9 protein-coding genes and 5 tRNA genes are annotated in these 11,772 nt (G+C 42.4%); 3 read left to right on the top strand and 11 right to left on the bottom strand.

Going from position 1 to position 11,772, the window contains the following annotated elements:
• The 10 genes from KO511_RS18005 to KO511_RS18050 form a co-directional block, all read right to left on the bottom strand.
• The coding region (locus KO511_RS18005) for an SPOR domain-containing protein (RefSeq protein ID WP_215988789.1) at positions 1-469 on the bottom strand (469 nt) is incomplete at its 3' end.
• Between the two features lie 155 nt (positions 470-624).
• Positions 625-1,563, bottom strand: coding sequence for an ABC transporter permease (locus KO511_RS18010; protein ID WP_215988790.1), 939 nt, complete (start codon positions 1,561-1,563; stop codon positions 625-627).
• 2 nt (positions 1,564-1,565) lie between these two features.
• A complete protein-coding gene (locus KO511_RS18015) occupies positions 1,566-2,543 on the bottom strand; it encodes an ABC transporter permease (RefSeq protein WP_215988791.1) in 978 nt (325 codons plus the stop codon).
• Positions 2,544-2,701: 158 nt separating this feature from the next.
• Positions 2,702-4,255, bottom strand: a complete 1,554-nt coding sequence (locus KO511_RS18020) for an ABC transporter substrate-binding protein (RefSeq protein ID WP_215988792.1) — start codon at positions 4,253-4,255, stop codon at positions 2,702-2,704.
• An 86-nt stretch (positions 4,256-4,341) separates the two neighbouring features.
• Complete coding sequence (locus KO511_RS18025) at positions 4,342-6,048, bottom strand: dipeptide ABC transporter ATP-binding protein (RefSeq protein ID WP_215988825.1); 1,707 nt, start codon at positions 6,046-6,048, stop codon at positions 4,342-4,344.
• Positions 6,049-6,491: 443 nt separating this feature from the next.
• A tRNA-Pro gene (locus KO511_RS18030) sits at positions 6,492-6,568 on the bottom strand.
• Between the two features lie 68 nt (positions 6,569-6,636).
• Positions 6,637-6,712, bottom strand: a tRNA-His gene (locus KO511_RS18035).
• 50 nt (positions 6,713-6,762) lie between these two features.
• Positions 6,763-6,839, bottom strand: a tRNA-Pro gene (locus tag KO511_RS18040).
• 21 nt (positions 6,840-6,860) lie between these two features.
• A tRNA-His gene (locus KO511_RS18045) sits at positions 6,861-6,936 on the bottom strand.
• 44 nt (positions 6,937-6,980) lie between these two features.
• Positions 6,981-7,057: transfer RNA gene (locus KO511_RS18050), tRNA-Arg, on the bottom strand.
• Between the two features lie 296 nt (positions 7,058-7,353).
• On the opposite strand from KO511_RS18050, the gene KO511_RS18055 reads away from it, so the two are divergent.
• Positions 7,354-7,767 (top strand): c-type cytochrome, encoded by a 414-nt coding sequence (locus KO511_RS18055; protein WP_215988826.1) that lies wholly within the window; start codon positions 7,354-7,356, stop codon positions 7,765-7,767.
• 62 nt (positions 7,768-7,829) lie between these two features.
• Here the strand turns inward: KO511_RS18055 and rep are convergent, their stop codons facing one another.
• A complete protein-coding gene (gene rep, locus KO511_RS18060; RefSeq protein WP_215988827.1) occupies positions 7,830-9,848 on the bottom strand; it encodes a DNA helicase Rep in 2,019 nt (672 codons plus the stop codon).
• A gap of 221 nt (positions 9,849-10,069) precedes the next feature.
• Between rep and KO511_RS18065 the strand changes: the two genes are divergently transcribed.
• Both KO511_RS18065 and KO511_RS18070 read left to right on the top strand, forming a co-directional pair.
• On the top strand, positions 10,070-10,636 hold the full coding sequence (locus KO511_RS18065) for a TetR/AcrR family transcriptional regulator (protein ID WP_215988793.1): 567 nt from the start codon (positions 10,070-10,072) through the stop codon (positions 10,634-10,636).
• Between the two features lie 18 nt (positions 10,637-10,654).
• Positions 10,655-11,761 carry an efflux RND transporter periplasmic adaptor subunit gene (locus KO511_RS18070; RefSeq protein ID WP_215988794.1) on the top strand — a complete coding sequence of 369 codons (1,107 nt, stop codon included), beginning with the start codon at positions 10,655-10,657 and terminating at the stop codon, positions 11,759-11,761.
• Positions 11,762-11,772 lie beyond the last annotated feature (11 nt).

Here is an 11,772-nt window from a genome sequence, read left to right on the forward strand (position 1 = left end):
CGTTTGCAACAGATAGAGGTGTAGTGTTTTTCTTCGGACTATCATGCAATATCTGCCTCATAAAGGCTTCTTCATACTCTGGAAGTTGTTTCACTTGGGCTAAATCATGTTCAGCCTTGGCAAAATCTTTATATGGCCCTATGAGGCACCGATAAACATTACCTTCAGGTTTAGCCCATACATCAGATTCAATATAAGGATAAATTTTCTTTGCTTCGCTCAATGCTAATGGCTCAGTATATATACCGCACTGAATCCAAAAATAAGATGCTCGAACTTGAGGATTAAGTTTACCCCACATCCCTGTACCAATTGGACAACTGCTATCCAATAAAGGGAGGTTACCATTTGAGGCTTGGGTTGCATCACATAAAAACTCTTTAGCGTAAGCCCTCTCAAGTGATAGAGATAAACCCAACGTGGCAAGGCTCATGAGCACAACCACAGAACGTTTGGATTTTACAGCCATTCTCTTATCCTCATTTAAACCTTAAATTTATTATTTAATAACTTGATGACATTTGTGGCGACTCGTCACGATTAAAACTTAATGCAAAAAAAGAGCCGTAACTAACTACGGCTCTTAGTTTAGTGAATATTATATAATTAAATCTTAGACTTATATCACCCTTTGTATATTTTAGGATTGAATACATCACGTAGCCAGTCACCTAACAGATTGATGACAAGCACAAGACTAATTAATACCACACCAGGAAAAGCTGTAATCCACCATGCACCAGAGAAGATATAGTTAAACCCTATACTGATCAGAGCGCCTAATGATGGCTGGTCGACTGGCAAACCAAGCCCAAGGAAAGACAAAGCCGCTTCTGACATAATGGCATTTGCTACTTGTACTGTCGAAATCACCAGGATAGGCGATAAGCAATTAGGTAGGATATGGCGAAACATAATCCGCGGAGCTTTAAAGCCCATTACTCTCGCAGCTTCTACGTACTCTTTTTTCTTTTCAGCCAACACAGAAGCACGAATGGTTCGAGCATATTGCGGCCATTCAGCAACACCAATAATGACTACTAGCATGATCACCGCATATTGACTATAGAAATCACTTCCAAAACTGGCTTTAAAGATGGCAGATACTATTATTGCCACCATCATGGTAGAAAACGAGAGCTGAATATCGGCAAAGCGCATTAATAAGCTGTCGATACGGCCACCAAAGTACCCCGCAGATAGACCGATAATAATTCCTAACACCAATTGTAAACCGACAGCTAAAAAGCCAATCGTTAACGACAAGCGTGAACCATACAAAATCGTGGATAAAATATCTCGCCCTTGCTCATCCGTACCCAATACAAAACGTTCATCACCCTCTTCCATCCAAGAAGGAGGTAATTCTGAATCCATAATATCAATCGATACCAAATCATATGGGTCAGTCGGTGATAATATTGGAGCAGCGATAGCCATCATCAAAAAGAGCATGAACACAGTAAAACTGGCCATGGCCACTTTATCGCGCTTGAAATAGTACAGGAAATCCGATTGTTTAAATCGATCCCATAGAGAAGGAGCTGTTGTGGTCTGGCTCATAATTATGCTCCCTTTCCAGTTAGGTTCACGGTTGGATTGATAATGCCATACAGCAGATCGACAATGGTATTGGTCACTACAAATATGAGACCAACAAAAATCACATAAGCTGTAATAAGTGGCGTATCAACGCGATTAATGGCTTCGAGAAAAAGGAAACCCGTACCAGGCCACTGAAATACTGTTTCAGTCAAAATCGTATAGGCAACCATAGTACCAATTTGCACACCACCGACAGTCAAAACCGGCAATAGAGTATTTTTTAAAGCATGCTGATAATAAATCTTATTTAAAGCTAAGCCTTTCGCCTTAGCAAACTTAATATATTCTGAACTCAGCACTTCAAGCATTTCAGATCGTACTAGGCGAATAAAGAGAGGTAACATGATTGATGCAAGTGATATACAAGGCAACACAAGATGCGCCAAACCATCGAGGGTAAAATAACCAGAATCCCAGCCTAACAAATTCAGCGTTTCACCCCGCCCAAAGGAAGGCAACCAGCCAAGCTCAATTGAAAAAACATACATCAGCATAATAGCGGTCAAAAACACTGGAATCGAAATACCTATACTACTAAAAGCCATAATCATTTTAGTAAAGATACTTTTAGGATGAATTGCTGAATAAACCCCCAAAGGAATTGAACAGGCAATTATAATAATTGTCGCTCCAAACACTAATTCTAGCGTCGCCACTAATTTATCTAAAATAACGTCAACGGCCGGACGCTTAAAAAAATAAGATGTGCCTAAATCACCCTGAAGTGCAGAGCCAACAAAGCGAGTGTATTTTGTTATGAAAGGATCGTTGAGGCCGAGCTCATCACGAAGAGCTTGACGCTCTGCTTCGGAAACCGATTGCCCCACAAGCTCACGCAGCGGGTCACCCAGATTATCCTGAATGGCAAACGCCACCAAACTGATCACAAACATCACTATCAGTGCCTGAAACAGGCGCTTGACCAGAAACGAAAACATTCCCTGCCCCTTTGCTTTCCATAGATTTCAGTCTGCAGTCCCACTAAGCCCTGCAAGTAGAGTATTCAAAAAGGTGCTGACCTTGACTGAAACAAAGGCAGCACCCTAAGTAATCAAGCACTTGCGAGAACAAGCACTTGGTTAAGCGTCATAGCTGGCTAGTTAACCACCAAATCACCAAAATAAGGGAAGTTCATACCATTTACGATTGGACCAACCTTAACATTGCTTTTCGCCGCCCAAGAAGGGTCCTCCCAATGCAGGGGAACAAAGGCTGCTTCATCATATAACGTTGCTTCCACTTGTTTAAGCATCTCACTACGTTTACCTAAGTCGGTTTCAGTATTTGATTGATTGACTAACTTATCAACCTCTGCATTACCATAGTGGCCACAGTTATATTGACCTTTGCCCGTTTCACTATTGCGTGACATAGCTAAGAATTCAGTAAAATTTGCAGAGTCTTCAGTATCCGGATGCCAACCGATCATCAACATGTCAGCGGAACATTTATCGAACTCAGGCCAGTACTGAGCTTTCGGCATCGTCTTCAAATCAACCTTGATTCCGATTTTTGATAACATTGCCGCCGCAGCTTGCGCAATTTTAGCATCGTTCACGTAGCGATTATTTGGCGCCATCATCGTCAACGAGAAGCCTTTTTCATAGCCTGCCTGTTTCATTAACGCTTTGGCTTTCTTAAGATCATAACGAGGCTTAAGACCATCATTATAACCTGCATAACCTACAGGGCTCTGCTGAGCCGCTGGGGTCGCCGCTCCTTTCATGATTTTTTTCACTATGCCTTCGTTATTAATCGCATAAACAATGGCTTGGCGAACTCGAGGGTCTTTAAGTACCGGGTTGCTGTTTTGGTTCATCTGGAAGGTAATAACGCGAGTACCTGGCATAGTATAGAGATCAACACCATCTGCACTTTTAATTCGTTTGTAGTCATTAGGCGCTACAGGCGCAATCATATCGACATCACCAGAAAGTAGAGCAGCGACACGAGTTGCATCTTCTTTGATTGGCACAAGCGTCAGCTTATCAACATTACCCTTTGAGCCCTTATCCCAATAACCATCAAACCGCTCAAAATTGACTTTAACACCTTGCTCACGAGACGTGATAGTAAAAGGGCCAGTCCCAGAGACGTGAGTAGAGGCATAAGAATTACCATGCTTAACCATCTCAGACTTGTCTTTACCATCCTTTGTTTTACCAGTATAAAACTTACTGTCCATCGGGAAAATGTAAGTCGCAACATTTTCAATCAAGGGATAAGTACCATCCGTTTTAATTTCAACGGTATAGTCATCCACTTTATTGAGCGCGACAAGCGGCGCGAAAATCCCTTTAAAGTCAGCGGACTCTTTCAGGCGTTCAAAAGTCCACACCACATCGTCAGCAGTAAACGCATTGCCTGAATGGAACTTCACGCCTTTTCGTAAATGAAAGCGCATGGTTTCATTGTCTACTCGCTCCCATGATTCGGCCAAACGGGGCTCAAACTCCATCTCCTGGGTAAACCGCACTAACGGATCAAATACCATATGAGACATTTGCAGAGTACCACCCGATAGCTGCTCATGGGGGTCAAGAGAAACAGGATCAGAAGCATAGCCGACTGTTATATCCGCTGCAGCCGCACTAAAGCTCAAACCAGCTGTGATTAAAGCCAGGGCTAGTTTGCTTTTAATGGTTTTCATTGCATAACTCCTTATGCGGGATTAATCCCTACTGTTGTATTTTATCTATTTACCCTAGTTCGGGTCGTATCTGTGGCTTTCGCCATCTATATCGCTTCTCTTAACCCTTTAAACTCAGGCATTAAGGAAATCAATTGTTTGCTGTATTCATGTTGAGGTGTATTAAACAGCTGTTCTGTCGGCGCTACTTCAAGCAAAGTCCCCATTTGCATCACCCCAACGCGGTCGCACATCTGGCGAATAACGGGTAAATCGTGACTAATAAACAACATCGTGAGATTAAGTTCATCTTGCAGATCTTTAAGCAAATTCAGTATTTGCGCTTGCACTGACACATCAAGCGCAGAAGTCGGTTCATCACAAATCAGTAGCCTTGGTCGAGTAGCTAGCGCTCTAGCAATTGAAATACGTTGGCGCTGCCCGCCCGAGAATTCATGCGGGTACTTAACGCTCGCCATCTTACCCAAGCCAACATGATCAAGCAGATCATAGACAATCTGTCTCGTCTGGCTTTCATTCTCAGTTAACTTATGAAAACGAATCGGCTCAGCAATGATATCGAATATCTTCATTCTCGGGTTCATTGACGTATAAGGGTTTTGGAACACCATCTGCATTTGACGGCGCATAGGACGACGCTCTTTCTCCGATTTGAGTGCCGTTAAATCAATACCTTCAAAAGTCACTTTTCCTGAATTTGGCTCATACAGTCCTGCAATCACACGGGCAATAGTTGATTTTCCAGATCCAGATTCTCCAACCAAGCCAAAGGTTTCACCCTCAAAGACATCAAAGCTCACATTATTCGATGCTTGAACGTACTCGCGCCTATTTTCAAACAGTGAGTCTTTGGTTACAAAACGTAGATTGACACCTTCAACGGTAAGTAATGAGCCGGCATAATTACGATGATCTTGGCTCTGGCCAAGCCAGTGGTTTTTGACATCCAGAGGCTCCATCTCGTGCGCTTGTTCAATGTAACTCACCAGAGGAAAACGTTCGAGCTTGGCATCAGAGCGCGGTACAGCAGAAATCAAACTTCGAGTATAAGAGTGATCGGGATCGCCAAGCACTTTACTAGTCTCACCAAACTCAACCAAATCACCACGATACATCACAGCTACTCGGTCAGTCACATTCGATACTACGCCCATATCGTGCGTAACCAACATACAACCGACATTATTCTTAACGCATAACTCACGGATGAGATTGAGAATTTGGTCTTGTATTGATACATCTAAAGCGGTTGTTGGCTCATCAGCAATAATAAGATCAGGCTCACCAGCTAAAGCGATAGCAATCACTACTCGCTGACGCATACCTCCAGAAAACTGGTGAGGGTACTGCTTAAGACGATTTTCTGGTTGAGGAATACCCACTTGCTGCATCAAAGACAAAGCTTTTTGATAGGCCTCATCTTGTGAGACATTCATATTGGCGTGAATTGTCTCAGTTAGCTGTTGCTCTACGGTAAAGAGTGGGTTTAAAGAAGTCATAGGGTCTTGAAAAATAAACCCGATTTTAGAGCCCCTTACTTGTCGCATTTTTTCTTCCGACAACCCAGAGACTAGATTACCATCTAAGTAAACATCGCCACTAGCAATGCGCCCAGGAGGGCTAAGTAAGTCGATAACAGCATTGCCAACTGTTGATTTACCAGCACCAGACTCACCAACAACGCCAACAATCTCCCCACGCTCAACGTTGAAGGATAATGACTTAACTGCAGCATGAACACCATGACGCGATGGGTATTCAATACGAAGGTTTTTAACTTCTAAAAGTGACATGACCAGACCTCTAATACTCCGGCAGCTTCCTGCTCTGTCTGAAAGTGAATCCATTCAAGCCAGCGAACCTTTCAGTTTAGAAAAAACTGGGGTTACCATCCTGACAATTTATAAGCTCATCAATTTTGCAAATAATTCACAAAAAAGCAACAAACAAACCACTAAAACCTCCATTTTAAGCTAATAATACCCAAACCCTAGAAACACAAATGCAACATAGTGATTATGTCTATGGAATGAATAATCTAAAAATAACAATAACACCAATATTCATCCTACCAAGGTTTGGTGTGATGTGATGTGACATTTAGTTAATAGGCGAGTGAAAACCGTCATGCTTAATTGGGCAGGTTGTAAAAATAACTAAGATATATAGAGATAATTGGGGACAAGGCTAATTAAACGACATAAAAAAAGCCTGCTGTAAAGCAGGCTTTTTAATGTGGTCGGTGAAGAGGGATTCGAACCCCCGACCCTCTGGTCCCAAACCAGATGCGCTACCAAGCTGCGCTATTCACCGAATTTTTTAACGAGAAAAACTTATTCTATCTTTCTCTAATCTCAGCATTAATCTTGCTGAGAAATTAATGGGGTGGCTAACGAGACTTGAACTCGCGACAACCGGAATCACAATCCAGGGCTCTACCAACTGAGCTATAGCCACCACAGTATTCTTAATGTTTACCGCTTAAACTGAAGCCATAAACTAAATGATGGTCGGTGAAGAGGGATTCGAACCCCCGACCCTCTGGTCCCAAACCAGATGCGCTACCAAGCTGCGCTATTCACCGAACTTTTATCTTTCTAAATAATGGGGTGGCTAACGAGATTCGAACTCGCGACCACCGGAATCACAATCCAGGGCTCTACCAACTGAGCTATAGCCACCATTATTTAATGCCAATTATCACTTATTAAATAAGTGTCCGGAATGGCGCGCCCGAAAGGATTCGAACCTTCGACCTTTGGCTCCGGAGGCCAACGCTCTATCCAGCTGAGCTACGGGCGCATGCCCTATCGGCGGAGTGGAATAATACGTATATCACACTATGTCGTCTAGTACTTTTTAAAGTTTTTTTATCGTTTGATGTCTTTTTGGGCAATTAAAATGTGATAAACCCCTATTTCCAGTTATATAACCACATACAAGCAGGGCTATTGCTGTTTATTGCAACAAGTTATCAGGATATAATCACCTAATATTTACATTGATTTCTCGGCAAAAAGCTGTAAATCAAACCACACTCTAATAATCTAATAAATAGGTGAGCACGTACTTACCGTTAGGAATGTAAAGTGAGTTACATGGATATGTCTCGAAAAATCTTAACCGCTATGGTTGCTGCAGTTACTTTTTCAAGCACCTCTTTTGCAGCAAATATCAGCCAACAAGAATACGATGCGATAGCAGAACGCATCAAACCTGTTGGGAATGTCTATTTAGCTGGCTCTGAGCCCGTAAAAGCCGAGCCAACGGGGCCGCGAGATGGCGCTAGTGTTTATGGCACTTTTTGTATTGCTTGTCATTCTTCAGGTGTAAGCGGCGCCCCTAAAACGGGCAACGCTGATGACTGGGCTCCGCGTATTGCTCAGGGTAAAGACATACTAAAAAATCATGCTATCAAAGGCTTCAATGCTATGCCAGCCAAAGGCACTTGTATGGACTGCTCTGATGATGAAATTGTTGCGGCTATTGAGCATATGATTGCGGGTTTATAGAGCCCAAATAGCTAAAAGAGCTTAGTGATAAACCAAGCTCATTTTAACTGGACCTAATCGAGCTACTTGTTATTGAACATGGCGCGGATATTGGCAATATGTGCTTGGCCTTTCACCATTCTTTCCTCCTGAGTCTGGGGCTTTTTATTTACTTCCCACTCAAGATCATCAAAAGGCAGTTCATCAAGAAACCTACTCTGAGTTGGCTTGATTAATTCACCATACTGCCTGCGTTCTTTACACATAGTAAACGTCAGCTCACGCTGAGCACGAGTGATACCTACATACATCAAGCGGCGCTCTTCCTCGATATTGTCTTCATCAATGCTGGTTTGATGAGGTAGAATTCCCTCTTCTGAACCAATTAAATACACATAAGGAAATTCAAGACCTTTCGAGGCATGCAAGGTCATTAACTGTACTGCATCTGTATCTTCATTTTCTTCACTACGTTCCATCATGTCACGCAGTGTCAGACGCTGAACCACTTCCTTAAGGCTTTTCTCTTCCTGATCATAATTATCGCCCTCTAAGTCAGAAGCTATCCATGAGTACAGATCTGATACATTTTTCATTCTCATCTCTGCAGCTTTTGCACTGGTGGAGGTTTCATACAACCAGTCTTCATAGTTAATATCACGCACCAGCGAACGCACTGCTTCTACCTTATCTCCCCTTTCAGACTGATCAGCAATCTTAACCAGCCAGTGAGTAAATCGGCGTAAATTTTCCAGTCCGCGTCCAGACAAATACTGCTCTAATCCAATTTCAAAGCTTGACTCAAATAAGCTTTTACCTCGCATATTGGCATAGCTGCCCAGCTTCTCTAATGTCACTGGGCCAATTTCTCGACGGGGTGTGTTTACTATACGTAAAAAGGCATTATCATCATCTGGATTCACCAACACACGAAGATAAGCCATAACGTCTTTAATTTCAGAACGAGCAAAAAAAGACGTTCCACCTGAAAGCTTATAAGGCACACGGTTTTGCATCAAAGACTTTTCAATCAATCTAGATTGGTGGTTGCCTCGATACAGAATCGCATAATCACGATATTCAGTTCGATTGAGAAATTTGTGCGCAATTACTTCTCCCGTTACTCTCTCAGCCTCATGCTCTTCATCTTTGGCCAATAAAACGTTTAGTTTTTCACCATCTGGAATTTCTGAGAACAAGGATTTCTCATACACATGAGGGTTATTTGCGATCAATATATTCGCTGCACGTAAGATACGACTGGTTGAACGATAGTTTTGCTCTAATTTAATAAGGCGCAATTTGGGATAATCTTGTCCTAACAACACCAAGTTTTGTGGTTTAGCACCACGCCATGAATAAATCGACTGGTCATCATCCCCAACCACTGTTAGCCGTCCGCGCTCGCCGACAATCAATTTAACCAGTTCATACTGACTGGTATTGGTGTCCTGGTATTCATCAACCAGTAGGTAACGAATACGATTCTGCCAACGCTGACAAACTTCCGGATTCGCCTTTAGCAGCAAAACGGGTAACAAAATCAGATCGTCAAAATCTAGCGCGTTATAAGCTTTCATCTGTTTTTGATACAGTGAAAAGCACTGAGCAAATAATTGCTGCTGCTCTCCTTGGGCTTTTGCTATTGCATGTTCAGGCGTCAGCAGATCATTCTTCCAATTTGAAATAGTACTGAGCAGCTGACGCAACAGATCTTTATCACCATCAAGTTCAGTTTCTGTCAGCTCTTTTAATAACGCCAGCTGATCTTGGTCATCAAACAAAGAAAAACCAGATTTGAGTCCCAAAGCCTTGTACTCACGCTTGATGATGTTCAAGCCCAAGGTATGAAATGTGGAGACCATTAACCCTTTAGATTCATTTTTACCTAACGTTTGCCCTACGCGCTCTTTCATTTCGCGCGCAGCCTTATTAGTAAAGGTTACCGCTGCAATATTACGTGTTTTGTAACCACATTGTTTCACTAGGTAGGCAATCTTGTTGGTAATAACACGTGTTTTACCCGAGCCAGCCCCCGCAAGGACTAAACAAGGGCCTGCTACGTATCTCACGGCTTCATCTTGGTTGGGGTTAAGCTTCATGGCCATCTCAGGGATACAAATCAAAGGCCATATCATAATAGTGCAATAAGAAGATTGCCATGGTTAGTCGAGATGATGCTGAAGCTAAATCTTTCTAAAAAAATAAATTGGATGTTTTTTCATAAATTATAATAAAGTTTGTTGCATATCTGATGCCGTTTTAAGCTATAATGAATGAATGTTCATTCACCCACAATATGTAAGTGTCTGGATCTAATTCTATGGTAGATAAAAAACAGCAAATCATAGATGCCGCCGAAAACCTAATCGCAGATTCAGGTTTTCAAGGCTTTTCAATGCATAAATTAGCTAAGGAAGCTGGCGTTGCAGCAGGAACTATTTATCGCTACTTCTCAGACAAGGAAGACTTATTGCTGCAAGTGAGACTAGCGGTAATACAACGAAATGCCGAAGTTGTTCAACGTGGCGTAAACAACACTATGCCGATTAAAGAACAGTTTCAAACTATGTGGCTAAACATATTCGACCTCTCAAGGTCGAATATAGACAACTTGAAAAATCGCGCTCAATACGACTCCTTGCCCTGCATGAGAAACCATGAAACAAAGGAAATGGAGCGCGAAATGTTTAGCAAGGTAGATAAGCTTTTTACTGAAGGCCGAGAGCAAGGACTGTTTAAACCACTAGATAATTCAGTGTTGGCAGCGCTGAGCCTAGAGGTCAGTGTCACTTTGGCACGCAAACAAGCTCTTGGATATTATCAATTGGATCAAGCAGCCATTAATGCGGCGATTGAGGCCAGTTGGGATGCAATTATCAAACACTAATTTGGAGTTCTAGTTAGAATGAAAAAGTGGACTTTTTATATGCTTCTTATTGCAATACTGCTATTTGGTAGTGTGATAGGTTTTAATGTTTTCAAGCAACATAAGATAGAAGAATTTCTAGCTAATCGCCCTGAGCCAGAATTCCCTGTTACTGCCACCGAAGTCCAATCTGTTGATTGGGTTCCTATGATTGAAGCAATTGGCTTTATTGAGCCAAATCAAGGTGTCACTTTAGCCAACCAGTCGGCAGGAATAATTGACAAGATTGCCTTTAATTCAGGCACCAATGTCAAAGAAGGCCAGCCTCTGGTCATGCTAGATTCATCGGTTGAAAAGGCCGATCTCAAAAGTGCCCAAGCAAAATTACCCGCCGCACAAGCAAAATATAAGCGCTACCAAGGTCTTTACAAAAAAGGCTCTGTGTCGAAAGAAACTCTTGATGATGCTGAAGCGAGCTACTTCTCGCTCAAGTCTGATATCGACAGCTTAAAAGCGACTATTGATAGACGTGAAATTAAAGCGCCTTTTGCTGGTGTTGTTGGTATACGTAATGTCTACTTAGGACAATATCTGCAAATTGGTACTGATATTGTGCGCTTAGAAGATACTAGCGTAATGCGCCTGCGTTTTACTGTCCCGCAGACTGATATTTCACGCATCAGCTTAGGCCAACAAGTCGATATTTTTGTTGATTCTTATCCAGAAACTTCATTCCAAGGCTCGATTACTGCTATCGAACCTGCTGTTAGTGTACAAAGCGGTTTAATCCAAGTTCAAGCGGATATCCCAAACAGTGATGGAAAACTGCGCAGCGGTATGTTTGCCCGAGCAAATATTATATTGCCCACCATAAAAAATCAGGTGACGCTTCCACAAACCGCCATTACCTTCACGCTTTACGGTGACAACGTGTATATCATTGCTGAAAATGACGGTGAAAAGCGAGTCAAACAGCAAGTAATTAAAGTGGGTGAGCGAGTAAGAGACATAGCTCATATCTTAGAAGGCGTTAAGCCAGGCGACATGGTCGTAACATCTGGCCAGGTGCGTCTCAGCAATGATGCAAAAGTGCGTGTAGTAGAAAGTGATGCAACTACTCCACCAGCTGAAACACCTATGCTCTAATCTGGAGGCTT

This window comes from Vibrio hepatarius, assembly GCF_018860525.1.
Classification (GTDB): Bacteria; Pseudomonadota; Gammaproteobacteria; order Enterobacterales; family Vibrionaceae; genus Vibrio; species Vibrio hepatarius_B.

Excerpts from the sequence above, each read along its gene's own strand:
- KO511_RS18015 (WP_215988791.1), bottom strand. The coding sequence starts at position 2,543 with ATGTTTTCGTTTCTGGTCAAGCGCCTGTTTCAGGCACTGATAGTGATG.
- rep (WP_215988827.1), bottom strand. The coding sequence starts at position 9,848 with ATGAAGCTTAACCCCAACCAAGATGAAGCCGTGAGATACGTAGCAGGC.
- KO511_RS18020 (WP_215988792.1), bottom strand. The coding sequence starts at position 4,255 with ATGAAAACCATTAAAAGCAAACTAGCCCTGGCTTTAATCACAGCTGGT.
- KO511_RS18025 (WP_215988825.1), bottom strand. The coding sequence starts at position 6,048 with ATGTCACTTTTAGAAGTTAAAAACCTTCGTATTGAATACCCATCGCGT.
- KO511_RS18010 (WP_215988790.1), bottom strand. The coding sequence starts at position 1,563 with ATGAGCCAGACCACAACAGCTCCTTCTCTATGGGATCGATTTAAACAA.
- KO511_RS18070 (WP_215988794.1), top strand. The coding sequence starts at position 10,655 with ATGAAAAAGTGGACTTTTTATATGCTTCTTATTGCAATACTGCTATTT.
- KO511_RS18065 (WP_215988793.1), top strand. The coding sequence starts at position 10,070 with ATGGTAGATAAAAAACAGCAAATCATAGATGCCGCCGAAAACCTAATC.
- KO511_RS18055 (WP_215988826.1), top strand. The coding sequence starts at position 7,354 with ATGGATATGTCTCGAAAAATCTTAACCGCTATGGTTGCTGCAGTTACT.